The 26,285-nt window shown below is 73.0% G+C and carries 26 protein-coding genes; 25 read left to right on the top strand and 1 reads right to left on the bottom strand.

Annotated features, from left to right (window positions below):
* The first annotated feature begins 46 nt into the window (after positions 1–46).
* From ACFO6V_RS09955 to ACFO6V_RS09885, 15 genes are all read left to right on the top strand, one after another.
* Positions 47–1,669 (top strand): FAD-dependent monooxygenase, encoded by a 1,623-nt coding sequence (locus ACFO6V_RS09955; RefSeq protein WP_377134752.1) that lies wholly within the window; start codon positions 47–49, stop codon positions 1,667–1,669.
* Positions 1,666–2,289: a TetR/AcrR family transcriptional regulator gene (locus ACFO6V_RS09950; RefSeq protein WP_377134750.1), complete on the top strand. Its 624-nt coding sequence runs from the start codon at positions 1,666–1,668 to the stop codon at positions 2,287–2,289. The genes ACFO6V_RS09955 and ACFO6V_RS09950 overlap by 4 nt, the downstream gene beginning before the upstream one ends.
* 21 nt (positions 2,290–2,310) lie before the next feature.
* Positions 2,311–3,441, top strand: a complete 1,131-nt coding sequence (locus ACFO6V_RS09945; RefSeq protein WP_377134748.1) for an acetamidase/formamidase family protein — start codon at positions 2,311–2,313, stop codon at positions 3,439–3,441.
* Positions 3,442–3,627: 186 nt separating this feature from the next.
* Positions 3,628–4,770: an amidase gene (locus ACFO6V_RS09940; RefSeq protein ID WP_377134746.1), complete on the top strand. Its 1,143-nt coding sequence runs from the start codon at positions 3,628–3,630 to the stop codon at positions 4,768–4,770.
* 82 nt (positions 4,771–4,852) lie between these two features.
* A complete protein-coding gene (locus ACFO6V_RS09935; RefSeq protein ID WP_377134744.1) occupies positions 4,853–5,317 on the top strand; it encodes a DUF4383 domain-containing protein in 465 nt (154 codons plus the stop codon).
* A gap of 70 nt (positions 5,318–5,387) precedes the next feature.
* A complete protein-coding gene (locus ACFO6V_RS09930) occupies positions 5,388–6,155 on the top strand; it encodes a metallophosphoesterase family protein (protein WP_377134742.1) in 768 nt (255 codons plus the stop codon).
* Between the two features lie 81 nt (positions 6,156–6,236).
* Positions 6,237–6,755, top strand: a complete 519-nt coding sequence (gene uraD / locus ACFO6V_RS09925) for a 2-oxo-4-hydroxy-4-carboxy-5-ureidoimidazoline decarboxylase (RefSeq protein WP_377134740.1) — start codon at positions 6,237–6,239, stop codon at positions 6,753–6,755.
* Positions 6,752–7,045, top strand: a complete 294-nt coding sequence (locus ACFO6V_RS09920) for a hydroxyisourate hydrolase (protein ID WP_377134738.1) — start codon at positions 6,752–6,754, stop codon at positions 7,043–7,045. The genes uraD and ACFO6V_RS09920 overlap by 4 nt, the downstream gene beginning before the upstream one ends.
* On the top strand, positions 7,046–8,014 hold the full coding sequence (gene pucL / locus ACFO6V_RS09915) for a factor-independent urate hydroxylase (RefSeq protein WP_377134736.1): 969 nt from the start codon (positions 7,046–7,048) through the stop codon (positions 8,012–8,014). It abuts the gene before it with no gap.
* Positions 8,011–9,477: an allantoinase AllB gene (gene allB, locus ACFO6V_RS09910; protein WP_377134734.1), complete on the top strand. Its 1,467-nt coding sequence runs from the start codon at positions 8,011–8,013 to the stop codon at positions 9,475–9,477. Before pucL ends, allB begins: the two co-directional genes overlap by 4 nt.
* Positions 9,474–10,763 carry a pyridoxal-phosphate-dependent aminotransferase family protein gene (locus tag ACFO6V_RS09905; protein ID WP_377134732.1) on the top strand — a complete coding sequence of 430 codons (1,290 nt, stop codon included), beginning with the start codon at positions 9,474–9,476 and terminating at the stop codon, positions 10,761–10,763. The genes allB and ACFO6V_RS09905 overlap by 4 nt, the downstream gene beginning before the upstream one ends.
* A complete protein-coding gene (locus tag ACFO6V_RS09900; RefSeq protein WP_377134730.1) occupies positions 10,760–12,052 on the top strand; it encodes a Zn-dependent hydrolase in 1,293 nt (430 codons plus the stop codon). Before ACFO6V_RS09905 ends, ACFO6V_RS09900 begins: the two co-directional genes overlap by 4 nt.
* On the top strand, positions 12,049–12,882 hold the full coding sequence (locus ACFO6V_RS09895; RefSeq protein ID WP_377134728.1) for a MurR/RpiR family transcriptional regulator: 834 nt from the start codon (positions 12,049–12,051) through the stop codon (positions 12,880–12,882). The genes ACFO6V_RS09900 and ACFO6V_RS09895 overlap by 4 nt, the downstream gene beginning before the upstream one ends.
* 11 nt (positions 12,883–12,893) lie before the next feature.
* The gene (locus ACFO6V_RS09890) at positions 12,894–13,718 is read left to right on the top strand and encodes an FAD binding domain-containing protein (RefSeq protein WP_377134726.1); all 825 of its coding nucleotides are present in this window, start codon (positions 12,894–12,896) and stop codon (positions 13,716–13,718) included.
* A gap of 115 nt (positions 13,719–13,833) precedes the next feature.
* Complete coding sequence (locus ACFO6V_RS09885; RefSeq protein ID WP_377134724.1) at positions 13,834–16,713, top strand: molybdopterin-dependent oxidoreductase; 2,880 nt, start codon at positions 13,834–13,836, stop codon at positions 16,711–16,713.
* On the opposite strand, the gene ACFO6V_RS09880 is transcribed toward ACFO6V_RS09885, so the two are convergent.
* Positions 16,673–17,647, bottom strand: coding sequence for a DUF2332 domain-containing protein (locus tag ACFO6V_RS09880; protein WP_377134722.1), 975 nt, complete (start codon positions 17,645–17,647; stop codon positions 16,673–16,675). The genes ACFO6V_RS09885 and ACFO6V_RS09880 overlap by 41 nt on opposite strands.
* Positions 17,648–17,843: 196 nt before the next feature.
* Here ACFO6V_RS09880 and ACFO6V_RS09875 point away from each other — a divergent pair, with 196 nt between their 5' ends.
* The 10 genes from ACFO6V_RS09875 to ACFO6V_RS09830 all read left to right on the top strand — a co-directional run bounded on the left by ACFO6V_RS09875 (position 17,844) and on the right by ACFO6V_RS09830 (position 26,101).
* Positions 17,844–18,356 carry a nucleoside deaminase gene (locus tag ACFO6V_RS09875; RefSeq protein ID WP_377135205.1) on the top strand — a complete coding sequence of 171 codons (513 nt, stop codon included), beginning with the start codon at positions 17,844–17,846 and terminating at the stop codon, positions 18,354–18,356.
* 150 nt (positions 18,357–18,506) lie between these two features.
* Positions 18,507–19,553 carry an ABC transporter substrate-binding protein gene (locus ACFO6V_RS09870; protein WP_377134720.1) on the top strand — a complete coding sequence of 349 codons (1,047 nt, stop codon included), beginning with the start codon at positions 18,507–18,509 and terminating at the stop codon, positions 19,551–19,553.
* A gap of 32 nt (positions 19,554–19,585) precedes the next feature.
* A complete protein-coding gene (locus ACFO6V_RS09865; RefSeq protein ID WP_464720923.1) occupies positions 19,586–20,470 on the top strand; it encodes an ABC transporter ATP-binding protein in 885 nt (294 codons plus the stop codon).
* Positions 20,463–21,245 (top strand): ABC transporter permease, encoded by a 783-nt coding sequence (locus ACFO6V_RS09860; protein ID WP_377134718.1) that lies wholly within the window; start codon positions 20,463–20,465, stop codon positions 21,243–21,245. The genes ACFO6V_RS09865 and ACFO6V_RS09860 overlap by 8 nt, the downstream gene beginning before the upstream one ends.
* Positions 21,242–22,105: an ABC transporter permease gene (locus ACFO6V_RS09855; protein ID WP_377134716.1), complete on the top strand. Its 864-nt coding sequence runs from the start codon at positions 21,242–21,244 to the stop codon at positions 22,103–22,105. The genes ACFO6V_RS09860 and ACFO6V_RS09855 overlap by 4 nt, the downstream gene beginning before the upstream one ends.
* Before the next feature lie 34 nt (positions 22,106–22,139).
* A complete protein-coding gene (locus ACFO6V_RS09850; protein ID WP_377134714.1) occupies positions 22,140–22,868 on the top strand; it encodes a nucleotidyltransferase family protein in 729 nt (242 codons plus the stop codon).
* Positions 22,869–23,009: 141 nt separating this feature from the next.
* Positions 23,010–23,765, top strand: a complete 756-nt coding sequence (locus ACFO6V_RS09845; protein ID WP_377134712.1) for a cytochrome d ubiquinol oxidase subunit II — start codon at positions 23,010–23,012, stop codon at positions 23,763–23,765.
* An 82-nt stretch (positions 23,766–23,847) separates the two neighbouring features.
* Positions 23,848–24,477, top strand: coding sequence for a hypothetical protein (locus tag ACFO6V_RS09840; RefSeq protein ID WP_377134710.1), 630 nt, complete (start codon positions 23,848–23,850; stop codon positions 24,475–24,477).
* A 77-nt stretch (positions 24,478–24,554) separates the two neighbouring features.
* The gene (gene recO, locus ACFO6V_RS09835) at positions 24,555–25,301 is read left to right on the top strand and encodes a DNA repair protein RecO (RefSeq protein WP_357509112.1); all 747 of its coding nucleotides are present in this window, start codon (positions 24,555–24,557) and stop codon (positions 25,299–25,301) included.
* Positions 25,301–26,101, top strand: coding sequence for an isoprenyl transferase (locus ACFO6V_RS09830; RefSeq protein WP_377134707.1), 801 nt, complete (start codon positions 25,301–25,303; stop codon positions 26,099–26,101). Before recO ends, ACFO6V_RS09830 begins: the two co-directional genes overlap by 1 nt.
* Positions 26,102–26,285 lie beyond the last annotated feature (184 nt).

The following is a 26,285-nucleotide window of genomic DNA, read 5'->3' as shown; positions in this document are numbered from 1 at the left end:
GCGCTATTTTGTTAACGGTACCGGTCCGTTAATAAAAGGAGTAACGATGGCAGCCGACGACGTCACCGACGTGCTCGTGGTCGGAGCCGAACCCACCGGGCTCGCCCTGGCGTGCGGGCTCCGGCTGCAGGGGGTCGGCGTGCGCGTCGTCGATCGCCTGCCCGCTCCGGCGACGACGTCGAGGGCCAACTTCGTGCACGTACGCGGGTCGGAGGTGCTCGCCCGGCTGGGCGCGCTCGGCGACCTGCCGCAGCGGTCCGTGCGGGCGATGCGGATCACCACCTACCTCGGCGACCGGCCGATGATGCGCATCCGGTTCGGTGACCCCGGCCTGCGGACCGCCGCACCGCCGATGGTCGTCTCGCAGGCGCTCGTGGAGGGCGAGCTGCGGCGGCGTCTGGCGGAGCTCGGGGTGACTCCCGAGTGGGGCGTGTCCCTCACGGCCCTCATGCAGGACGACGACGGCGTGACCGCCGGGCTCGACGACGGCCGGACCATGCGCGCGCGGTGGCTGGTCGGCTGTGACGGCACGGCCAGCGCGGTGCGGAAGGCAGTCGGCATCAACGCCCCGGGGGTGCGGCTGAGCGAGCGGTTCCTGCTCGCGGACCTGCACCTGGACTGGGACCTGGACCGGACCGGGACCTCTGGCTGGGTGCACCCGACGGGGATGCTCGGTGCCATGCCGATGCCCGACGACGAGGGCCGGGGCGACCTCTGGCGGCTGATCGCGTACGACCCCGCGAGCGCGGAGCTGGAGCAGACGGCGGACGCGTCGGTGGCCGCGACGGCTGGCGCGCCGCGGGCCACCGACGCCTACGGCCGGCGCAGCCGTCTGACCGAGGAGCAGATCCTTGACCGGTTCCGCGCGATCCTCCCGGAGCGCACCGGCCGCGACGTGCGGGTCCTGGACAGCGAGTGGCTGTCCGAGTTCACCATCCATCGCCGGCTGGCCGACCGGTACCGGCGCGGCCGCGTCCTCATTGCGGGCGACGCCGCGCACGCGCACGCGCCGTTCGGCGGGCAGGGCATGCTGACCGGCCTCGGCGACGCCGAGAACCTGGCCTGGAAGCTGGCCCTCGTCGCGCGCGACCGGGCCGCCGACGCGCTGCTCGACACCTACGAGGCGGAACGGCGTCCGCTGGCCACCGACGTGCTGCGCGGCACCGCCAACGTGACCCGGGTCAACGTGGCGCGCAGCCCCGTCGGGCGGTTCCTGCGGGACCAGGTGCTGATCCGGCTCTTCAACCAGCCGTGGGTCCAGCGCTGGGTCACGTTCACGACCTCCCAGCTCTGGGTGAGCTACCGGTCCGGGCCCCTGGGGGCCGGCAGGACCGAGCGGATGGCGGCCCGGCTCGGTCGGCGGATCTGCGTCGGCGACCGGGTGCCGGATCTCGACTGCGCCCGGGGCGACGGGACGCCTACCCAGCTCTACGCCGAGCTCGGCGGTCGGTGGGCGCTGCTCGTGCCGCCGTCGGACATCGCGGGTGCCGGGCCCGGCACCGAGCAAGGCACCGAACCGGCCGCCGAGCCGACGCGGCTGACCCGGACGGACGGCGTCGCCGAGGCCTGGCTCGTGCGGCCGGACGGGCACCTGGCCTGGCGCGGGACCGACCCGGCGTCGGCCACGCCATGGCTTGCCGAGCTGCTGCGCACCGGACGGACCCGGTGAGCGCCGCCGAGGCGACGCGTGGCCGCGGGCGGCCGCGAGACCCTCGCACCGACGAGGCGATCCTGCGCGCGGCGCTGGAGCTGTTCACCGAGCACGGCCACGCGGGGACCAGCATCGAGGCGATCGCGCGGCGGGCCGGCGTCGGAAAGCTCACCGTGTACCGGCGCTGGGGGAGCAAGGACGAGCTGATCGCGGCGGCCGTGGAGTCGGCCCGTGGCGAGATCCCGAACCCGGGCACCGACGACCTCGACGGCATGTCGTACGCCGAGATCTCTCAGGTGATCGTCGACGCGCTGCCGGTCAGTGCGCGGACCCTCGCCGAGCCCGGCTATCGCGCGATGCTCGCTCAGGTCTTCGGCTCCTGCGTCACCCACCCGGGACTCATGGCGGCCTTCTGGCAGAACCACATCCTGCCCAGACGCCGCACCGTGCACCTCGCGCTGTCGCGCGCCGTCGACGAGGGGGTGCTGCCGCCGGAGACGGACATCGAGGCGCTCATCGACATGACGGTCGGGGCCGTCCTCTACCGCCTCCTGCGCTCCGACCCGCCCGACGCCGACGAGCTGCTGGAGTACCTGCGCGCCGTCTACCGACAGGCCGGGATGATCCCGCGGCAGTGACCCGGTGGATACAGTCACCCCGTGCACCAGCAGACCATCCTCCAGCCCGGCAGCCACGTCCCCGACGGGGCCACCTACCTACCCACCTCCGTCGAGACCGCCTACTGGGGCCGCCTGCCCTGCGCGGCGGACCGCGCGGTGCTGTCCGTGGATCCCGGGCAGGAGGTAGTCGTCGACACCCTGTCCCACGAGGGCATCCTCGAGGACCAGGGCGGCGACCCGCTCGCGTACTTCGCGGAGTGTGGCGTCGCCGAGGACGCGGTCCTGGCCGACGCCGTCGAGCTGGCGGGCGCCCGCCGCTCCCTCCTGGGCGACCGGGTGCCCGGGCTGCCGGGCGTGGCCGGCGCGCACGGCGGCCACGTCGTGACCGGGCCGATCGAGGTCCGCGGCGCCCGGCCCGGTGACCTGCTCGCGATCCGCGTGCTGGCGACCGAACCCCGCGTGCCGTACGGGGTGATCTCCAACCGGCACGGCCGCGGCGCCCTGCCGGACGAGTACCCGGCCGGCGGCGCGGACAGCGTCAGCGTCTTCGCCGAGGTGGACTCCTGGTCCGACGGCGCGGGGCGCGGGAGCCTCCCGCTCTTCGAGGGGTCCGACCGGACGGTGGGCTTCGACCTGCACCCGTTCCTCGGCATCATGGGCGTCGCCGCCGCGGGGGACGAACGGCCGCACTCGGTGCCGCCCGGCCCGTTCGGCGGCAACATCGACATCAACCTCCTGGGCGCCGGGTCCACGCTCTATCTCCCGGTCCAGGCGGCGGGAGCGCTCGCCTACGTGGGCGACCCGCACTTCGCGCAGGGGGACGGCGAGGTGGCGCTCACCGCCTTCGAGGCGTCGCTGCGGGTGCGGCTGGGCTTTGACCTGATCCCGGCGTCGGACGCCGTCGCGACGTTCGGGAAGCTGGTGGGGCCGCTCGCCGAGACCGCCGAGTTCCTCGTCCCGACCGGCCTGGACCGCGACCTCGACGTCGCCGTGCAGAACTGCGTACGGGCCGCGATCGCGCTGCTGGAGGTCCGGTACGGGATGTCGCCGGCGCACGCCTACGCGTACCTGTCGGCCGCGACGGACTTCGACATCTCGCAGGTCGTCGACGTGGTCAAGGGCGTGCACGCGAAGATCCGCAAGGCGGACTTCGGCGGGCACGCGCACTAGCCGGCGCCCCCGAGCACTGGTGGAGGTCCGCTTCCGGCAAGCGGTCGGGCAAGCGTCTCGGTTCGAGACCATGCGCGAGCGCGTGCCGGAAGCGGACCTCCACCAGTGCTCTGTCCCGTCGTGGTTCCGGCTTGCAGGCGTTCGGAAGGTTCTTGCTCGGGGGCGGTCGGCTGGCAGCATGTGCGCATGGCTCTCGATCCCAGTGTGTGGCGCGTCCGGCCCGAGCCCGGCCCGCTGACGGCACCGACCGGCTCCGGCGTGCTCGACGGCGAGACCGTGGCCGTCAAGGACCTGTTCGCCGTCGCGGGCGAGCGGATCGGCGCGGGAAACCCGGCGTGGCTCGCGGCGGCGCCCGTCGCGCAGGAGCACGCCGTCGCGGTCGCGCGGCTGCTGGACGCCGGGGCCGCGCTCGCCGGGATCGCGCAGACCGAGGAGTTCGCCTACTCCCTGACCGGCGCGAACGCCCACTACGGCACGCCGCCCAACCCGCGGGCCCCCGGGCGCATCAGCGGCGGCTCGACATCGGGCCCGACGACGGCGGTCGCGGCCGGCGAGGCGAGCATCGCGCTCGGGACCGACACCGGCGGGTCCGTGCGGGTTCCCGCCGCCTACCAGGGGCTGTGGGGGATCCGCCCGACGCACGGCGCGGTGCCCGACGGCGGACTGCTGCCGCTCGCGCCGTCGTTCGACACGGTCGGCTGGCTCACACGCGACGCCGCCACGCTGGCCCGGGTGGGCGACGTGCTGCTCCCCGCCGACACGGCGGCGCTCCCCGATCAGGCGCCCCTCGTGCTGAGCGACGCCCTGCTCGCCCTGGCCGCGCCGGAGGGGCGCGACGCCGTCGGGCAGCTCGCGCGGGCTGCCGGGGCGCAGGCCATCGACTGGGCGCCCGAGCCTGCCTGGCTCGCCGCGTTCCAGACCCTCCAGGCGGCAGAGGCCTGGGCCGTCCACGGCGGCTGGCTCGAAGGCCGGATGGACACGCTCGGACCAGCGGTGCGCGGGCGGTTCGAGCGGGCGCGCGCCATCGGCGCCGCGGACGCGGACGCGGCGCGGACCGCCGTCGGGCAGGCAAGGGCGCAGATCCGGGAGCGGCTCGGGGAGCGGGTGCTCGTGCTGCCGTCGACGGCGACCGTGGCACCCCGTCCGCAGGAGGCCGAGGCCGCGCGCGAGGCGACCATGCTGCTGACCTGCATCGCGGGAATCGGCGGGCTGCCTGCCGTCTCGGTGCCGGTCACCACAGCGGAGGGACTGCCGGCGGGCGCATGCCTCGTGGGGCCGGCCGGGTCGGACCGGTCGCTGCTGGAGCTGGCGGGCCGTATCGGCGCCTGACGGCCGGTCACGATCGGCGTGCGAGTGGTCCCGGACGGCGTGACCGTGGAAAACACGGCATGAGTTGGACGGGAGAAGGATCATGGCCTACCCCACAGCACCTCGGATCGCCCGCGGACCCCACCAGTGGCTCGCACTCATCGTCGGCGTCGTCTACCTGCTGGTCGGTGCGGCCGGCTTCGCGGTGACCGGCCTCGACGGTTTCATGGAGCACGACGACACCCAGACGCTCCTGGGCTTCGCCATCAACCCGCTGCACAACATCGTGCACGTGGTCATCGGAATCCTCGGCATCAGCCTCTGGGCCTGGTCCGGCAGCGCCCGCCTCTTCGGCTGGCTCCTGCTGCTCGGCTACGGCGCGGCGTTCGCCTACGGCCTGTTCGCCGTCGACAACCCGGGAATCAACTACCTGAACATCAACGAGGCCGACAACTGGCTCCACCTCGGCAGCGCCGTGATCGGTCTGCTGATCGCGGTCTGGCCGCACCGCAGGCGCGTGGTGGAGCAGCCCGGAACCTCGGAGGCCCTGCCGCGCGACGTCAGGTAGCGCGCGACACCCGGTCGGGCGTACGCCGGCAGGACCGCTCCGGCGCCCGCCCGGCCGTTAGCCTGCGCGGATGACCCGTATCGCTGTCCTCTCCGACGTCCACGGCAACGCCCCGGCGCTCGCGGCGGTCCTCGCCGCCATCGACGCCGAGGGGGTGGACCTCGTGCTGAACCTCGGCGACATCATCTCCGGCGCCGTCGACCCGCGCGGGACCCTGGACCTGCTCGCCACGCGGCCCGACATCGTGACCGTCCGCGGCAACCACGAACGCCAGGTGCTGACGCTGCCGTACGACGAGAAGGGCACTGTCGACCGCATCGCCTCGGGCGTCCTGGCCGACGCCGACCGCGCGTGGCTCGGCTCGCTCCCGCTCACCGTCGAGCCTGTCCCCGGGGTGCTGGCCTTCCATGCGGTGCCGGACGACGACGCCACCTACCTCACCCAGACCGTCGTCGGGCCGACGGCGGAGTACCCGAGCGGAGTGCGCGAGGCGACCGACGACGAGCTGGTCGAACGCCTCGGAGCCGCCTACGGCGCGCACGCCCTGTACCTGTGCGGACACACCCACCAGGCCCGCATCCGTCCGCTGCCGGACGGGTCGCTGCTGGTCAACCCCGGCAGCGTGGGCTGGCCCGCCTACGCCGACGACGCACCGCTCCCGCACCGGGTCGAGGTAGGCGCGCCGGAGGCCCGGTACGCGATCCTGTCCGACGCCGCGGACGGGTGGACGGCCCAGCTGCTCGCCGTGCCGTACGACCACGAGGCGGCCGCGGCGTCGGCGGAGCGCCTGGGGCGGCCGGACATCGCGTATGTGCTGCGAACTGGCCGGCTCGTCTGACCAGCTGGGCCCAGTAAAGTTTTTACCCAGCTGAAACGCGTGTCTCACCGCAGACGACACTTTGAAACTAGGTTTGTCTCCGTGGACCTCGCTACCTTCAACGCCCTGCCCGTCGCCGACGCCGCCGCGACGGTCCGCCCGTGTGCCGACATCGGCTCCTGGGTCGACGACGTGGTGGCCGGCCGCCCCTACCGGTGCCGGGACTCGCTCCTGCTCCGCGCCATGCGGGCCGCGGCCGAGTGGACGGCCGCCGACGTCGACGCGGCGCTCGCGCACCACCCCCGCATCGGCGAACGCGCGTCGGGGGACAGCACCGAGGCACGGCTGTCCCGCACCGAGCAGCCGACGGCGGCCGAGGCGACAGCCGCCCGGATCGCCGCCGGCAACGCCGCGTACGAGGCGAAGTTCGGCCGGATCTACCTGGTCCGGGCCGCCGGGCGCACGGCGGACGACATCCTCGCCAACCTCACCGAACGCCTCGGCAACGACCCGGCCGCCGAGGCGCTGGTGACCGCTGAGCAGCTCCGCCAGATCGCGCTGCTGCGCCTGGAGACGCTCGTCGAGGAACCGGCGGCGGAACCCGCGGAGGCGGCGTCGTGAGCACCGCTTCGACGCACGTGCTCGACGCCGCACTCGGCCTCCCGGCCCGGGGACTGGCCGTCACGCTCGACAGCCGCCAGGCCGTGACCGACGACGACGGCCGCATCAGCTGGGGCGAGGTCACGCCCGGGCGGCACGTCCTGACCTTCGCCGCCGGCGACTGGTTCGCGGCGCAGGACCGGGAGACCTTCTTCGGCCAGGTGGTGCTCGACGTCGTCCTCGGGCCTGACCACACGCACGTCGCCCTCTTGCTGAGCCCGTTCGCCTACACCACCTACCGGGGGAGCTGAATGTCGATAGTCCTGGGACCCAACCAGTACGGCAAGGCCGAGGTGCGGCTCGTGCGGGTCGACCGTGACACCGCACGGCACCGCATCACCGACCTCAGCATCACCTCGCAGCTCCGCGGTGACTTCCGCGCCACGCACGAGTCCGGCGACAACACCGGCGTCGTCGCGACGGACACGCAGAAGAACACCGTGTACGCGTTCGCGCGGGACGGCGTCGGATCGCCGGAGACGTTCCTGCTGCGGCTCGCCCGGCACTTCCTCCAGGAGCCGCAGATCAGCGGCGGACGCTGGCTCGCGGAGCAGTACGGCTGGGAGCGGATCGCGGCGGATCCGCAGCCGGGTCCCGGGGTCGGCCACGACCACGCGTTCGTGCGGGGCGGCGCCGAGCGGCGGACCGCGCTGGTCCACGCCGACTCCGCCGGCCCGACCGTGCTCGCGGGGCTGCGGGACGTCACGGTGCTGAAGTCGACGGGCTCGGAGTTTGCCGGGTTCCCGCGCGACCGGTACACGACGCTGCCCGAGACCGAGGACCGGATCCTCGCGACCGACGTCAGCGGCTGGTGGCGGTACGAGCAGTCGTTCGTCGACACCGCGGGCCCCGAGGAGTACGACGAGCGCTTCGCGGCGGTCCGCTCGATCCTGCTGGCGACCTTCGCCGAGCTGCACTCCCTGGCCCTGCAGCAGACCGTCTACGCGATGGGCCGGGCGGTGCTGGAGGCCTATCCCGACATCGCCGAGATCCGGCTCTCGTGCCCGAACAACCACCACTTCCTCGTCGACCTGGATCCGTTCGGCCTGGACAACCCCGGCGAGGTGTTCTTCGCCGCCGACCGGCCCTACGGGCTGATCGAGGCGGCCGTCCAGCGCTCCGCGGCCGACGACACCTCGGCCGGCTCCGGCGCACCGGCCGGCTCCGGTGCACCGGCGGCCGAGCATCCCGTCTGGTCCACGATCGGAGGATTCGTATGAGCGGCGGTCCGCAGAGCAGCAGGAGCGTGGTCATCGCGTCCGAGCGGGTCCTGGTCGAGGACGAGCTCCGGCCCGCGGTGCTGCGGATCGAGGGCGACCGGATCGACCAGGTCTGGTGGGGCACGTCCGATCCGGCTGCCGTCCTCAAGCCGGCCGACGACCTGTTCGGCGAGGTGCTCGGTGCCGTCCCCGCACCCCCGCCGCAGGTCGTCGAGCTCGGCGACAAGGTGGTGCTGCCCGGCGTCGTCGATACGCACGTGCACGTCAACGAGCCGGGCCGCACCGCATGGGAGGGGTTCGCCTCGGCGACCCGGGCGGCGGCGCTGGGCGGGGTCACGACGATCGTCGACATGCCGCTCAACTCGCTCCCGCCGACCACCACCGTGCAGGCCCTGGAGACCAAGCGCGCGGCCGCCGAGGCCGTGCGGGCGCGGGGCGAGCTGCACTGCGACGTCGGCTTCTGGGGCGGCGCCGTCCCCGGCAACGCCAACGACCTCGAGCCGCTCTGGGACGCGGGGGTCTTCGGCTTCAAGTGCTTCCTCGCCGACTCGGGAGTGCCCGAGTTCCCGCCGCTCGGGCCGGACGCGCTCCTGGAGGCGGCGGACCGGATCGCGCGGTTCGGCGGCCTGCTCATCGTGCACGCCGAGGACCCGGCGGCCCTCGCGGCCGCCCCGCACGGGGGCAGCCGCGCGTACGCGGACTTCCTGCTCTCGCGCCCCGACGAGGCGGAGACGACGGCGATCGCCGGGCTGCTCGACGCCGTCCGCGAGACGGGTGTGCGCACCCACGTGCTGCACCTGTCCTCCGCGCGGGCGCTCGACCTGATCGCCGAGGCCAAGGACGAGGGCCTGCCCGTCACTGCCGAGACCTGCCACCACTACCTGGTCTTCGACGCCGAGCACATCCCCGACGGCGACGCCGCCTTCAAGTGCTGCCCGCCCATCCGCGACCGCGGCAACCAGGACGCGCTGTGGGACGGCCTCCGCGCCGGCATCCTCGACTGCGTGGTCAGCGACCACTCGCCGGCGACAGCCGAGGAGAAGTACCGGGGGGCGGCCCCGGGCGAGGTCGACCTGCAGCAGGCCTGGGGCGGTATCTCGGGCCTGCAGGCCGGGTTCCTCGCCCTCGCGGACGCCGCCCGAGGCCGCGGCGTCTCCCTCGCCGACGTCTCTCGCTGGACCTCGGCCAACACCGCCGCGCTGGTGGGCCTGGACCGGGGCGCGCGCCCGAAGGGCGTGATCGCGGAGGGCGCCGCCGCCGACCTGATCGTCTACACCCCTGACACGACGACGACTTTCCGGGCGTCGGAGCTGGCCCACAAGAACAAGATCAGCGCGTACGACGGCCTGACCGTCACCGGCGCCGTCGCTGAGTGCGGGGTATTTGCGGGGTCGGAACGTTTCGACGCCGCAAATAGCCAGCACTCAACGACGTTCGGGGTGCTTTTGAGGAGGCCCGCATGAGGCAGATCCATCCGCCCGCTCGGCTGCTGATGGGACCCGGGCCTGTCGATGCCGACCCGCGCGTGCTCCGCGCCATGGCGGCACCGCTCGTCGGCCAGTTCGACCCGTTCATGACCGACACGATGACCGAGGCCATGGCGCTGTGGCGCACCGTCTGGGACACCGCCAACGAGCAGACCTTCCTCGTGGACGGCACCTCGCGCGCCGGCATCGAGGCGGCTCTCGTGTCCCTGCTGGAGCCGGGTGACCGGGTGCTGGTCCCGGTGTTCGGCAGGTTCGGGCACCTGCTCGCGGAGATCTGCGCGCGCGCCGGGGCCGAGGTGCACACCATCGAGACCGAGTGGGGAACGGTCTTCGACCCGGGGCAGATCGAGGACGCCGTCCGCCGGGTGCAGCCGCGGCTGCTCGCCGTCGTGCACGGGGACACCTCCACGACGATGGCCCAGCCGCTCGCCGAGCTGGGCCGGATCGCCCACGAGCACGACGCCCTGCTGTACGTCGACGCGACCGCGACGCTCGGCGGCAACCCGTTCCACACCGACGAGTGGGGCATCGACGCGGCGACCGCCGGGCTGCAGAAGTGCCTGGGCGGGCCGTCGGGCAGCGCGCCCGTGACGCTCTCGCCCGCCGCGGCCGCGGCGATCGACCGGCGCAAGCACGTCGAGGCGGGTATCCGCACCTCCGACGACGTCGCCCCGCACGGCGCCCCGATCGTGTCCAACTACCTCGACCTCGCCCAGATCATGGAGTACTGGGGCCCGCGCCGGCTCAACCACCACACCGAGGCCACGTCGATGCTGTACGCGGCCCGCGAGTGCGCGCGGCTGCTCAAGGACGAGGGCATGGCGACGGCGGTGGGCCGGCACGCACGGCACGGCGGCGCGATGCTGGCCGGGGTGCTCGGCCTGGGCCTGGAGGTCTTCGGCGACGTCGGCCACAAGATGCACAACGTGGTCGCCGTGCGTATCCCCGACGCCGTGGACGGGGACGCCGTCCGCGGCGGCCTCCTCGACAACTTCGGGATCGAGATCGGCACGTCCTTCGGGCCGCTGCACGGCGTCGTCTGGCGGATCGGGACCATGGGCTTCAACGCCCGCCGGGACGCCGTCCTCACCACCCTCGCGGCCCTGGAGCACGAGCTCCGCCGCGCAGGGCTCGACGTTCCGCCGGGCGGCGGCGTCTCGGCTGCCCTGGTGTCGTACGAGACCGAGCGCGAACGGGGTTATGTCCCGGTGGGCGCCGGAACCGAACACAACCCCGTTCTCGCCTCGGAGGTTCAGCCGTGAACGGGACCGGGATCGGAACCGCATCTTGGGTGATGGAGCGGTGCGACGACCTGACGCGCCACTCGTCTCGGCCCGACGCGCTCGAACGCGTCTACCTGTCGCCCGAGCACTCCGCCGCCAACATGGCGGTCCGGGCCTGGATGCTCGACGCGGGCCTCGACACCGAGACCGACGCCGCGGGCAACCTCTGGGGCCGCCGCGCCGCAGACGGCACGCCGCAGCGTCCGGGCACCGCCGGTGAGCCGGCGCTGGTGCTGGGCTCGCACCTCGACACCGTGCCCGACGCCGGACGGTACGACGGCATGCTCGGCGTCGTCCTCGCCATCGCCGTCGCGCACCGGCTGCGGGACGTCCCGCTCCCGTTCGCGCTGGAGGTCGTCGGGTTCTCCGACGAGGAGGGCACCCGGTTCGGCAAGGCGCTGCTGGGCAGCTGCGCGGCGTCGGGCCAGTGGGACCCGGCCTGGTGGGACCAGGCGGACGCCGACGGCGTGACCCTGCGCGACGCCTTCCTGCAGTTCGGCCTGGCCCCGGACCGCGTGGGCGACGCCGCCCGCCGCCCTGAGGATCTCGTCGGCTACCTGGAGGCGCACATCGAGCAGGGCCCGGTGCTGGAGTCGGCGAACCTGCCGCTCGGGTATGTCACGTCCATCGCGGGGGCGCGGCGGTTCGTGCTCACGATCACTGGCGAGGCCCGCCACGCGGGCGGTACCCCCTTCAGCCGACGGCGGGACGCGCTGGTCGCCGCCGCGCACCTCGTCACCCGGATCGAGGAGCTGGCCAAGGCGACCGACTGCCTCGCCACCGTCGGCGACATCCGGGTGGAGCCCGGCGCCGTCAACGTGATCCCCGGCCTGGCGGAGCTCACGCTCGACCTGCGCGGCCGGACCGACAGCGGACGCGACACGCTGTGGGAGCAGATCTCGGCGGTCGGCCACGACATCGCGCAGGAGCGGGGCGTGAAGCTCGAGGTGGTCGAGACCCACCGGGCGCCGTCGACCGCCTGCGCCGAACGGATGCAGGCCGCCGTGGCGGCGGGGATCGCGGAGGCGACCCGTTCAACAGGCTCAGGGACCGCCGGGACGACGACGCTCGGGCTCTGGAGCCCCGCCGGGCACGACGGCATGGCGATGGACGCGGTGACCGACGTCGGCATGCTGTTCCTGCGCTGCCGCGACGGGATCAGCCACCACCCGGACGAGCACGTGGAAACCGAGGACGTCGCCGTCGCGCTCGACGCGTTCACCGAGGCGGTGCTCGCACTGGCTCGCGACCACGAGGAGACGCGATGAAGGCAGGGGGCACACCGCTCGAGGACCGGATATCCGCCGGCTACCGCGACCTGTCGCCGCAGGAGCGGCGCGCCGCCGACGCCCTGCTGGACCACCTCGGCGACCTCGGGACATACCGGGCCACGGAGCTCGCCGCGCTCGCCGGCGTCTCGAAGGCGACGATGAGCAGGCTGTTCCGCAAGCTCGGCTACGAGGACTTCGAGGGGCTGCGCGAGCACCTCCGCGTCCAGCGCGGGCGCGGGCTGCCGATCGCCGTCGACCCCTCGCCGGGCCTGCGGGAGCGGCTGGAGCAGGAGGTCAAGAACCTCGAGAAGGTCTACTCGGCCCTCGACGACACGATGCTCGACGACGTCGCCGCCGCGCTCGCCACCGCGCGCGACGTGGTGGTCGTCGGACGCCGTGGCTCGCTCGGGCCGGCCACCCAGCTGCGGCGCAACCTGATCCAGGTGCGCGGTCGGGTGCACCTCGCGCCCGGACCTGGCCAGTCGCTCGCTGACGACCTCGTCGGGCTCGGGCCCGAGGACGTGGTGGTCGTGGTCTCGATCCGCCGGCACGCGTTCAAGGTGGCAGCGATGGTCGAGGCCCTGCTGGCCGACGGCGTCCGGGTGCTCCTGCTCGCGGACTCCAGCCTCCGGCACCTCGCGAGCGCCGTGACCTGGTGGATCGAGTGCCCGATCACCACGGAGGGCGCCTTCGACTCGATGGTGGCGCCCGTGAGCGTGGTGGCGGTCCTGTCGGACCGGGTGCACGGGGCGCTCGACGGCGCGGCCGACCGCGTCGAGGCGATAGACGCCAGGTACGCCCTGCTGCGCGAGATCGACGAGAGCTGACCGGCGCCGCCATGGATCTCGACATCGACACCGTGCGGGTGGCGCGGACGCGAGCGGACTGCGTGCTGCGGCCCGGTGAGGCCTTCCTGGGCGGGGGCACGTACCTGTACTCCGAGCCGGTCCCCGAGGGGGTGACGGGCCTGGTGGACCTGACGGGGATGGGCTGGGAGCCGTGGTCCGTCGACGGCGCGGGGCTGCGGGTCGCCGGGACGTGCACGCTGGAGCAGCTGGTGTCCGGGCCGGGGTCGCTGGGCGCGGACACGGGCGGGCCCTATCGCGCGCTCGGGCTCGTGGCGCCGTGCGTGTCGGCGCTGACGCTCTCGTCCAAGGTGGCCAGGAGCGCGACGGTGGGCGGGAATCTTGCGCTGGGGCTGCCGGCCGGGTCCATGGCCGGGCTGTTCGCTTCGCTCGACGCGGTGGCGGTGATCTGGACGTCGGCCGAGGGTGGGTCGCGGGAGGTTCCCGTGGCGGATCTGGTCACCGGCGCGGGGGTCGTGGACCTGGCGCCAGGGGAGGTGCTGCGCGAGGTGCGGGTGCCTTCCGCGGTGCTCGCGCAGCGGACGGTGTTTCGCCGGGCGTCCCTGACCTCGACCGGCCGCACTGCGGCCATGGTGACGGGACGGACGGGCGACCAGGGTCCGACGATCATCGTGACCGCGTCCGTGGCGGCGCCGCTCAGCCTGCACGCTCGGGACCACGCGGCGGTCGACCACTGGATCGACCGGCTGGACAGCACCGACGCGTGGTTCGAGGACGTGCACGGCAGCCGCGAGTGGCGCGCGGCGATGACGCGGCGGCTCGCGCACGAGGCGCTCGACGAGTTGGTCAGCGCATGAGCCTCCCGGGGAAACAGGTACCCCTCGGGGTGTGTTGCTCTAAGTCGACAATGTCTACTCGCAGCAACACACCTCGATCGTGTGGTCTCTACCTGACGCACCTGAGGGGCGATGCATGAGGATCGACGGCATCGAGGCCGCGGCAGAGCCGCGCCCCGGCCAGTGCCTCCGCACCTACCTGCGCGAGCAGGGAGCCACGGCGGTCAAGAAGGGCTGCGACGCGGGCGACTGCGGCGCGTGCACGGTGCTGCTCGACGGCGCCCCGGTGCAGTCGTGCCTGGTCCCCGTGCACCGGGCGGCCGACTCCGACGTGGTGACGGCCGCGGGGTTGGGCCGGTTCGGGCCGGGCGGCGACCCTTCCGCGGACGCCGACCACCTGCACCCCGTCCAGCAGGCGTTCGTCGACGCCGCAGGGTTCCAGTGCGGCTTCTGCACGTCGGGCATGGTGTGCACCATCGCAGGGCTGGAGATCGCCGAAGTAGAGCGCTCGTCCGGGACCAGCGCGGGCCAGTCGGCCGAGGAGGCGGACAAGCGCTCTACTTCGGCGATCTCGGTGGGGGAGGCACTCAAAGGGAACCTGTGTCGGTGCACCGGGTACCGGTCGATCCGGGACGCCCTCGCCGGCCGCGTGAACACCGAGGTGGCGGAGCCCGGCGAGGCGTTCGGCCGCGCCGTCGTCGCGCCCGCCGCCGCCCGGGTCGTGAGCGGCCGCGAGTCCTACACGCTGGACGAGCCCGCCCCGCCCGGCCTGCTGCACGTCGCGGTCCTCGGCAGCCCGCACCCGCACGCCCGGATCACCCGCATCGACGCGACGGCGGCCCGCGGCGCGCCCGGGGTGCACCTCGTGCTCACCCATCACGACGTCCCGGACATACTCTTCTCGACCGCCCGCCACGAGAACCGCCTCGACGACCCCGACGACACCCGCATCCTCGACCCCGTGCTCCGGTTCGTGGGCCAGCGCGTCGCCGTCGCGGTCGCGGAGACGCCCCGGCAGGCCCGCGCGGCGCTCGCTCTCGTGGACGTCGAGTACGAGACGCTGCCCGCCGTCTTCGACCCGGAGGCCGCGAGGCACCCCGGCGCGCCCCTGCTCCACCCCGGCAAGACACCTGGCGAGCACCGCGTCGCGGAGGCGAGCAGGAACGTCGTCGCGCAGCTGCACGAGGAGTACGCCGAGCCGGGGCACGACGGCGTCGCCGCGGCGCTCGCGGCGTCGGCCGCCTCTGTGGAGGGCACCTGGACCACCGACCGCGTGAACCATGTGGCCCTGGAGACGCACGGCGCGCGGTCGTGGCTCGCGCCCGGGCCCGACCCTTCGACAGGCTCAGGGCGAGACGGCGATGTCCTGCACGTGCGCACCTCCACGCAGGTGCCTTTCCTCGTGCGCGACGAGCTGGCCCGGCTCCTGGACCTCCCCGAGGAGCGGGTCCGTGTGGTGGCGGGCCGCGTCGGCGGCGGGTTCGGCGGCAAGCAGGAGCTGCTCGTCGAGGACGTCGTGGCGCTCGCGACCCTGCGCACCGGCCGGCCCGTGCAGTGGGAGCTCAGCCGCGAGGAGCAGTTCACCACCGTGCCGTGCAGGCACCCGATGCGGATCGGCGTCCGCGCGGGCGCCGACGCGGAGGGGCGGCTGACGGCGCTGGCCATCGACGTCCTGGCAGACACCGGCGCCTACGGCAACCACGCGCCGGGCGTCATGTTCCACGGCGTGCACGAGTCGATGGCCGTCTACCGCGCCCCGAACAAGCGCGTCGACGCGGAGTCGGTCTACACGAACAACGTGCCGTCCGGGGCGTTCCGCGGGTACGGGCTGGGGCAGGTGCAGTTCGCCATCGAGGGCGCGATCGACGAGCTGGCCGCGCAGCTCGGCATCGATCCCGTCGAGATGCGGCGCCGGAACGTGATCCGGCCGGGCGACGCGTTCGTCGTCGGGCGGCCGGTGGACGGGGACCTGGAGTACGGGTCCTACGGCCTGGACCAGTGCCTCGACCTGGTCGAGAGCGCCCTGGCCCGGCCACGTCCGCCGGCCGACCCGCACCCGCCGGTCGACCCGCCCTCGCCGGTCGAGCCTGCCGAGACCGGGCTGGACGAGGAATGGTCGGTCGGCAGCGGCGTAGCCCTCGCGATGATCGCGACCATCCCGCCGCGCGGCCACTTCACGCACGCCAAGGTCTCGGTCGACGCCGACGGCGACTTCGTGGTCGACGTCGGGACCGCCGAGTTCGGCAACGGCACCACCACGGTGCACGCGCAGATCGCGGCCACGGAGCTCGGGGTTCCGGTCGAGCGGGTGCGGGTGCGCCCGTCGGACACCGCGACGGCCGGCTACGACACGGGCGCCTTCGGCTCGGCGGGCTCGGTGGTAGCGGGCTTGGCGGTAGCCCGAGCGGCGTCGTCCCTCAAGACCAAGCTGGACCAGCTGAGTGCTGGGTATTTGTCCTCTCGAAACGGTTCGGCAGGGCAAATACCCAGCACTCAACTGGCTGGGATCTGGGCCGAGGCCACGCATGACGGGTCGCCTCGGTCCGTCGCCTTCAATGTGCACGGGTTTCGGGTGGGCGTGCATCGGGGGACCGGGGAGGTGCGGATCCTGCAGTCGGTGCATGCCGCCGACGCCGGAGTGGTCATCAACCCGGAGCAGCTGCGCGGGCAGATCGACGGCGGCGTGGGACAGGCGCTCGGCTCGGCGATGACGGAGCGCATGGTGGTGCGCGACGGCGTCGTCGTGACGCGCACGCTGCGGCGCTACCGGGTGCCGCAGCTCGCGGACATCCCGGTGACCGAGGTGCTGTTCGCCGACACCGTCGACCGCCTCGGGCCCCGCGGCGCGAAGTCGATGAGCGAGGCCCCGTACAACCCGGTGGCCCCGGCGCTGGCGAACGCGATAGCCGACGCCACGGGAGTCCGGCCCCGTGACCTGCCGATCCAGCGCGACCGGCTGTGGGAGCTGCTGCGCACTACGTCAGCAGCCGCACCGACCGGCCGTGCGGGTCCGTGAGAGCCACCGGCTCGCCGTCGCGGGCCAGGATGAACTGGGGCGAGAGGCCCTGGGGAAGCCTGGCCGCGACGTCGGGCAGGACGGTCCAGCCCTCGTTGCTCAGCCAGACGGCGCCGCGCGTCCGCTGCAGGCCGGCCATCGTGGCCTCGAAGGTCAGCAGCTCGGCGGGCGTGAGGTAGTAGAGCACCGCTGAGTTCTGCACGACGACGGTGGCCTCGGCGGGTGCCGAGGCCACCAGGTCCGGCAGGCCGTCGAGCAGGTCGCCGGTGACCAGCCGCGGCGGGTCCTCCGCCACCACGCGCGCGGCCGCGCGGAGCGTCTCTGTCCGGTCGCTGTGCTCGGGCCAGACCAGCGCCTCCAGCCAGGCGAGGTCGGCGGGGTCGCGCACGTCCAGGGGGTTGAGGTCGATGCCGGCGCGCCAGACGACGTCGGGCATCCGCGTGGGAACGGGGCCCTCGATCTCGCAGGGCAGGACCACGTGGCCCGGGCTGTCGGCCGGGTCGAGGCGCGTGCGGCCGCCGTCGGGCGACGTGTACAGGTAGGAGTACCGGTCCGGGTAGAGGCACAGCCCCGCCGACGCGCCCACCTCGATCAGCGCGATCGGCCCCTCGACCGCGGCGAGGGCGGGCAGGAGCGTGGCGCAGCGCCGCGGCTCGTTGGTCTGGGTGGTGTGCGTGCGCATGACCTGCTCGACGTCGGGCCAGGCGGCGTGCAGCCAGGGCCGCACCTCGGCCCAGCCGCTGGCCGGCGCTCCGGCCAGCCGCGCCGCCGCGAACAGCAGGTTGGGCTGTCGCCTGGGCTCGGGCAGCGTGTCCAGCAGGGCGCACAGCTCCGGGTCGACGGCGACCCCGCGCGCCCAGTCCTGGTAGGTGGGCGAGCCGCCGTTGAGCGCCTGGCTCCCGGCGAACTGGCGGTAGACGGCGGCGGTGTCCATGTCGTCACGCTACCGACCAGACCGTGGGTACTGAACGTAGGAGTAGCCGCTCCGTGGGCGCTCCTGGAGCGGCCAGGCCTACGTTCGACGTGGGTGCGACCGTGCCTACGTTCGGCGCCGGAGCGAAACAGGTGTTTCGTGGGGGTGACCTGCTGGGAATGTGGTTGAAACGCCGCGGTGCGAGCATCGAAGGGTGATCAGCCATATCGAGAAGTCCGGCACGTCCCTGGCCTCCGTGAGCCCGGACGACGAGGCCTGGCTCGCCCGCGCCGTCGAGGTCGCCACCCAGAACGTGGCCGACGGCGGTGGCCCCTTCGGGGCCGTCGTCGTGCGCGACGGCGTCGAGGTGGCGGCGGCCGGGAACCGGGTGACGCGCGACCTCGACCCCACGGCACACGCCGAGGTGGTCGCGATCCGGGCCGCGTGCCAGGCCCTCAAGACGTTCTCGCTGGCCGGGGCGACGCTCTACGCGTCGTGCGAGCCCTGCCCGCTGTGCCTGTCCGCTGCGCTGTGGGCGCGTGCGGACCGTGTCGTCTTCGCCGCGGACCGGCACGACGCGGAGCGGGCCGGCTTCGACGACCGCGAGTTCTACGAGCTCCTGGCGCGGGACCGCTCGACGTGGCCCAACCCGGTGGTCGAGCACCGCATCCCGCGCGCAGGAGAACCTTTCGAGGCCTGGCGCTCCCACACGTCCCGCACCCCGTACTGACCGCCCCGGTAACGATTCGGCCGCGCGTCCCACGTTTTACGGCGGCGTAACGCGTGGACGCCGGGCGCGAAACCACGGGTCCCTAGCGTCCGGCTCGAAAAGAAACGCGGGTTTCGGCTCACCCCTCCCAGCACAACAGGAGAACCACACATGATGCTTTCCCGTCCTGGGCGCGCTGTGCGCCTGACGGCCGTCGCGGCCGCTGCCTCGCTCGCCCTCGCGGCGTGCGCCTCCGGCGACGACGCCCCTGCTGAGGGGGAGGGTCTCGGCGACCTCACGGTCCAGCTCTCCTGGATCAAGAACGCGGAGTTCGCCGGCGAGTTCATGGCCGACAGCAAGGGCTACTACGCGGACGCCGGTTTCGGCGAGGTCACGCTCAACGCCGGCCCCGGCGCCACCGAGAACCTGGTGGCCTCCGGCAAGGCCGACTTCGGCCTCACGAACGCCGTCACGGCGGGCCAGGTCGTCGCGAACGAGGACGCGCCCATCAAGATCGTGGGCACCACGTTCCAGAAGAACCCGTTCACGATCCTGTCCCTCAAGGACGGCGCGGACATCGCGACGATCGAGGACCTCAAGGGCAAGAAGATCGGCGTGCAGGACGGCGGCAACGGTCTGCTGTTCTCCGCCCTGCTGGCCGCCAACGGCCTCACCGAGGACGACGTCGAGATCGTGCCGGTGCAGTACGACCCGCAGCCGCTGGTCAACGGTGAGGTCGACGGGTTCCTCGCGTACGTGACCAACGAGTCGATCATCGTCGAGGCCCAGGGCGAGGAGGTCACCAACCTCCTGTTCGCCGACAACGGGCTGCCGTTCGTCGCCGAGTCGGTCATCGCGACCGACGAGACCATCGCCGAGCGCCCCGAGGCGGTCAAGGCGTTCCTCGAGGCCGAGATCAAGGGCTGGACCGACGCCTGCACCGACCTGGAGGGCGGCGCGAAGCTCGCCGTCGACGAGTACGGCGCCGACCAGGACCTCGACCTGGAGAAGGAGATCGAGCAGAACACCGTGCAGTGCGAGGAGCTGATCAACTCCGACGAGACCGCGGAGAACGGCCTCTTCACGATCAGCGACGAGCTCATGGCACAGAACATGGCGACGTTCGAGGCGGCCGGGATCGACGCCGCCCAGGAGGACGTCTTCGACCTGTCGCTCCTGGAGGAGCTGCTGGCAGAGAAGCCCGAGCTCAAGGGCTGATCGTGGCAGACCAGTCAGTCACTCAGTCCGTCATCCAGTCCGGCACAGATGTCACGCCCGGCGTCGGCCCCGCCCTGGAGGGTGGGGCCGGCACCGGCCTGCACATCGCCAACCTCTCGAAGACGTTCGGTTCGGGCCGCAAGACGGTGACCGCGCTCGACGACGTCACCCTGCACACCGACCAGGGCAGCTTCCTGTCGCTGCTGGGCCCGAGCGGCTGTGGCAAGTCCACGATCCTGCGGATCCTCGCGGGGCTGGAGGCGCCGACGTCGGGCACCGCCAAGGTGGACGGCAAGGACGCGCAGCAGCTGCGTGCGGGCCACGAGCTCGGCATCGCGTTCCAGGACTCCGCCCTGCTGCCCTGGCGGTCGGTCGAGTCCAACCTGCGGCTGCCGTTCGAGGTCTCGGGCGAGCCCGTGGACCGCGAGCTGATCGCCGAGCTCATCCGGCTCGTCGGCCTGACCGGCTTCGAGAAGGCGAAGCCGGGCCAGCTCTCCGGCGGCATGCGGCAGCGGGTGTCCATCGCGCGCGCCCTGGTGGTCAAGCCGTCGGTGCTGCTGCTCGACGAGCCGTTCGGTGCCCTCGACGACATGACCCGGCAGCGCCTCAACCTGGAGCTGCTGCGGATCTGGACCGAGAAGCCCGCCACCACGCTCATGGTCACGCACGGCATCTCGGAGGCCATCTTCCTGTCCGACCAGGTGGCGGTCATGAGCGCGCGGCCCGGCCGGATCAAGGAGATCATCGAGGTCGACCTGCCGCGTCCGCGCCTGCCCGAGATGATGCGCAGCCCGGAGTTCCACGCCCTGCACGACCGGGCGTCGGAGCTCCTGTTCGCGGACTCGGTGGCCGACGGCGGGAGCCCGGCCGACGGCGGCAGCCTGGCCGACGACGCAAGCGCGGCCGGCGATGCCTGACCGCGCCCGCGCCTGGCTGGGCGGCGGGGCAGGGCTGGCCGGCCTCGTCGCGCTGTGGTGGCTGCTCGCGGTCACGGTCTTCGACGGCTCGTCGATGCCGACGCCGCCCGGCGTGCTGCGCCAGTACGCCGTCGACGGCTGGGTCTTCTACGCGAACAACTTCGGCGGCACCGTCGTCGAGGCGCTGATCGGGTTCGCGTGGGGCAACGGCCTGGCGCTCGTGCTCGCGGCCCTCGTGCTGCTCACGCCGCGGCTGGAGCCGGTGATCTCGCAGATCGCGGTCATCAGCTACTGCGTGCCGACCATCGCCGTCCTGCCGATCCTGTACATCGTGCTCGGCCCGCCGGACTCGGGCGAACCCTCGCCGACGGCGGTGGTGCTGGCGGCGCTGTCCGTGTTCTTCACCACGGTCGTCGGGGCGGTGCTCGGGTTCCGGTCCGCAGACCGGGCGGCGCTCGACGTCGTGCGGGTCTACGGCGGCGGCCGCTGGAAGCAGCTCGTCACGGTGCAGCTCGTGTCCGCGCTGCCGGAGATCATCAGCGCGCTGAAGATCGCGGCCCCGGCGGCGTTCCTCGGTGCGATCCTCGGGGAGTACATCGGCGGCGTGGACCGCGGCGTCGGGCCAGCGCTCATCGCCGCAGGTCAAGGCCTCATGGTCGAGCGCGCCTGGGGAATCATGTTCGCCTGCGCGCTCGTCGCGGGCATCGGGTACGCGGTGTTCGGCGTGCTCGGCCGGGTAGCGGTGCCGTGGTCGACCGGAGGGGGACGAGGATGAGCGGGCTCTCGACAGAGCTGGTCCGGCTCCAGCTGGATGCGGCGAGCCGGGCCGCGAGGGTATCGACCAAGGGCGGCACCGGCCGCGCCCTCGCGACCGGCCTGGCCAGAGCGGTAGGCACCGCGCTGCTCATGCTCGCGATCCTCGCCGCGGTGTGGATCGTGTCCGTGGCGCTGGTGGACAACACCTTCGTCGCCAAGGGCCCCGCCGAGGTCTACGAGTTCCTCTTCGCCGACGACGACGCCGCCCGGACCCGCGCGGAGATTGCCACGGCGCTCGGCATCACGCTGGGCGACGCCGCCATCGGCTTCGTGGCGGGCATGCTCGCCGCGACCGTCGCGGCGGCCCTGATCGTGCTGTTCCGGCCGGTCGAGACCGCCGTCATGCCGGTCGCCCTGATCCTGCGCGCGGTGCCGCTCATCGCGCTGACGCCGATCATCCGGCTGCTCTTCTCCGACGAGCTGGTCCGCGTGGCGGTGGTCTCCGGGATCGTCGTGCTGTTCCCCGCCCTGGTGAACATCGTCCAGGGGCTGCGCTCGGTGTCCACGCAGATGTCCGACGTCGTGCACGTGTACGGCGGCGGACCGTTCGCCCTGCTGGTCAAGGTCGCGTTCCCGTCGGCGCTGCCCGCGCTGTTCGCGTCGATCCGCATCTCGGTGCCGGGCGCCATCACGGGCGCGCTGCTCGCCGAGTGGCTGATCACCGGCCGGGGGATCGGCAGCATGGTGGTCAACGCCGTCGGCCAGTCGGAGAACAACCTGGTCTGGACGTGCGTCCTGGTGGTGACGCTGGCCTCCCTGGCGCTCTACCTCCTGGCGCAGATCGCGGAGTCGTTCGTCCTGGCCCGCTACGGCCGCTGACCGGACCTACCGAGAACGGGGTTATGTTCGCGTCATGCGCGACGACGGCCAGAGCCCCGTTCTCACCGGTCTAGTTGGGGCCGGGTTCGTGAAAGGGGTCGGGATTGTGCTGTCCGGCGGGGCCGGGAGCCGGTTCGGGATGCCCAAGGCGCTCGCGCGGGATGACGACGGCGTCCCGTGGGTCCAGCTCGCGTGCCGCGCGCTGCTCGACGGCGGCTGCGCGGACGTCGTCGTGGTGCTCGGGGCGCGGGCCGACGAGGCGCGGGAGCTGGTGCCCGCCACCGCCACGGCGGTGGTCGCCGCCGACTGGGCGTCCGGGATAGCGGCGTCGCTCCGGGCGGGCCTCGCGGCGGCCGAGAGCGTGCCGGCCGGCGGGGAGACGGCGTCGGCGTCCGTGCGGTCGGCCGACCGGGCGAGCGGAGCCGACGTCGCCGTCGTCTCCCTCGTGGACCTGCCCGGCCTGCGGGCCGACGCCGTCCGCCGGGTGCTCGCCACCGCGTCCGGAGATCCGGAAGCCGCGCGCCACGCGCTGGCCCGCGCCGTCTACGGCGGCAAACCCGGGCACCCCGTGGTGGTGGGCCGTGAGCACTGGCGGCCGCTGGCCGACGCGGTACGGGGTGACACGGGCGCCGGCCCGTACCTGCGCGCCCATGCCGCCGTCGCCGTCGACTGCACGGACCTGGGCGGCGGGGACGACGTCGACCGGGCCGGCCCCGGTCCCGGTCCCGGTCCCGGTCCCGCGAGCTTTCCCGGCCGGGGGTAGGGCGAGCCCGATCACGTGCTCGGGGTGATCCCTGACCTTTCCCCAGTTCTGCCCGAATCCTGTCGCAGTGACCGGTCCGGCTACGTAGTCTCTGGAACGTGCCGGAATACCGGACGCGAGGCCCGAGCCGGAGGTGGTCGGATGAGTGCAGCGGCTTGGGCAGTCCTCCTGGCCGTCCTGGTGACGGGGTGGGTGCTGCTCGACGGAGCCGTCCAGGGCGCCGGCGCGACCCTGCTGCAGGAGCGCGGCCACGAGGGCGGCAACCGGCGGCGCGAACCGGCGGAGCGGCGCGTGGTGCTGGGCGCCGTCGGGCCGCTGCTGCTGCCCGGCGAGGTGTGGCTGCTGGCCGCGCTCGGGGTGCTGGTCGGCGTGTTCCCGCACGCCACGGCGGACCTGCTGGACGCGGGGTCACCGGTGGCGATCACACTGATCGGGTCGTGGGTGCTGCGCGACGCCGGGATGTGGCTGCGCAGCAGGCGACCCGGCAAGATCTGGCGGGACGTGTGGGACGTCGTGCTCGTGGTCGCGAGCATCGCGCTCGCCGGGAGCTGGGGCGCACTGCTCGGCGTGGCGTGGGGGAACGGCCTCGCGGCCCTGGGCCTCGGCATCGTGGCGGTGGTGGTGACGCGCCTGCACGGTGACGCCGTCGTCGCGTGGCGCCTGCGTCGCACGGGACCGCTGCCCGTGATCGTCACCTCGGTGATGATCGCGGCGCCCGTCGTCGGGACCGCCGTCGCCGCGTGGCCACGACTCGTCGAGGGCGGGATCTCCCCGGAGGCCATGGCCTCTCTCGGGTTCGTGGCGCTCGCGGTGCTGCCGGTGATCCTCGCGCTCCAGGTCCTCGCGTGGTGGCTCATCGCCCGCCCGCTGGGCAGGCGGGACACTCTGTTCTTCTGACGGTTCTTCTGATCTGTTCTTCCGATCGCTGCCGGACCTTTGCTACAGGTCAGGGCGAGATGCCGGTAAAGTCCTGCTCACCATGACCATGAAGAACCGCATAGTCTGCGCGCTCCTCGGCGCGCTGGCTTTCGCCACCGCGACCCTGCTCCTGCCGTGGCTCCCGGACGCGCTGGTGGCGCTGCTCGGGTCCGGTGGCGTCCTGCTGTTCCTGGCCGCGCTCGTGCTGCCGACGAACACGCGCCAGCCGCCGGTGCACAGCCTGACGATCCTCGACAAGGGCTACCTGACGCCCGCCGAGATCCACCAGATCCTCGGGATCTGGCTCCCGAGCGGAAGCTCCTCCCTGGACGCCAGGGACGCACAGTGGACGGTCGCCCGGCACGTCGCCAAGTGGCGCGCGGACCACGTGGTCAACGTGATGGACTTCCACGGTGTCCTCGCCGAACGCCGCGTCGAGCTGCTCTCGGTGGTGCAGTGGATCGGCGTGCACCTGCTGCCCGCCTTCCTCGGCCTGATGTTCCTGATCCCCACGCTCGCCCTCACCGGGTTCGAGAAGATCACCAACAACTTCCTGCAGACGGTCCTGCTCTTCGCGATCTGGGGGACGGTCGCGCTCATCGTCCGCGGTGTGCTCGAGAAGCACGTGATCCACCGGTTCGTGTGGGAGCCGGAGCTGACGTCGGACGGCACGCGGTTCGTGGAGCGCTGACGCGGAGCGCAGCGCGACCAGAAGATGGAGAGCGCTGACGCGTCCGGAGTGTCAGACGCACCTGGGATGATGTTCTCGTGCCCCTGTACCGAGACGACGCGATTGTCCTGCGCACCCACAAGCTGGGTGAGGCGGACCGCATCGTCACGTTCCTGACACGCGAGCACGGCAAGGTGCGCGGAGTGGGCAAGGGCGTGCGGCGGACGTCGTCCAAGTTCGGCGCGCGGCTCGAGCCCTTCATGGCGGTCGACGTGCAGTTCCACACCGGCCGCAGCCCGCGCCCCGGCATGGGGCTCGACACCGTGACGCAGGTCGAGACCATCGGGGCGTACGCCCGGGCCATCAGCCAGGACTACAACCTGTACACGACAGGCACCGTGATGCTCGAGGCCGCCGACCGGCTGGTCGCGCAGGAGCACGAGCCGTCTGTGCAGCAGTACTGGCTGCTCGCCGGCGGGCTGCGCGCTCTGTCGGAGCGGCATCACGACGCCGGCCTGGTGCTCGACTCGTACCTGCTGCGCGCGCTCGCGGTCGCGGGCTGGGCGCCGTCATTCGAGGACTGTGCGCGCTGCGGCGAGCCGGGGCCGCACCACTCGTTCAATGTCGCGCAGGGCGGCGCCGTCTGCCCGCGCTGCCGGCCGCCGGGTTCCACCGCGCCCGCGCCCGAGACCTTCGCCCTGCTGTCCTCGCTGCTCGCGGGCGACTGGGAGACCGCCGACGCGTCCGACGCGCGGCACCGCAAGGAGGCGAGCGGCCTCGTCGCCGCCTATGGCCAGTACTACCTGGAGAGAACGTTGCGATCGTTGAAGATGGTGGAGCGCTGATGGCCCGGACCGCGAGCCGCGAGCTGGTCGCGCCCTTCCCGCACCCGTCCGGCGCGCAGGCACCGCGGATCCCGAAGGAGTTCGTGCCGCGCCACGTCGCCATAGTCATGGACGGCAACGGGCGCTGGGCGAACGCCCGTGGCCTGCCCCGCATCGAGGGCCACCGGGCGGGTGAGATGTCGCTGCTCGACGTCGTCGCCGGGGCCGTCGACGTCGGCGTCGAGTACGTCTCGGCGTACGCGTTCAGCACCGAGAACTGGAAGCGCTCACCCGAGGAGGTGAGCTTCCTGATGAACTTCACGCAGGACGTGATGCGGCGCCAGTGCGACGTCATGGCGTCGTGGGGCGTGCGGATCCGCTGGGCCGGACGCCGTCCGAAGCTGTGGAAGTCGGTGATCAATGTGCTCCAGGAGGCCGAGGAGCGCACCAAGGACAACGACCTCTGCACCCTGACGATGTGCGTCAACTACGGCGGCCGGGCCGAGCTGGCCGACGCCGCCGCGGCCATGGCGCGCGACGTCGCAGCCGGTCGGCTGAACCCGAACCGGATCAACGAGAAGACGGTGCAGAAGTACCTGTACCTGGCCGACCTGCCCGACGTGGACCTGTTCCTGCGGTCGTCCGGCGAGCAGCGCACGTCGAACTTCATGCTGTGGCAGGCCGCGTATGCCGAGATGGTGTTCCTCGACGAGCCGTGGCCCGACGTCGACCGCCGGCACCTCTGGCGCGCCGTCGAGGAGTACGCGAGGCGCGACCGCCGCTACGGCGGTGCGCTCGACACCCCGCAGGCTGGGGCGTAGGGGTCTCGACAGGCTCGACCAGCGGGGCCGGCTCTGACGGCGGGGCGGGAGGCCCCTCGGGGTGACAGCACGAATTCGGGGTCGGTTGCTCTGAGTAGACGATGTCTACTCAGAGCAACCGACCCCGAATTCGTAGGCCTACCCTGCGGGCGTTACCTTGCCCAAGGCCTCCGCCAGGCGTCCA

It is taken from the genome of Promicromonospora alba (assembly GCF_042654905.1).
Classification (GTDB): domain Bacteria; phylum Actinomycetota; class Actinomycetes; order Actinomycetales; family Cellulomonadaceae; genus Promicromonospora; species Promicromonospora alba.
This window is presented reverse-complemented; position numbering and strand designations above follow the sequence as displayed.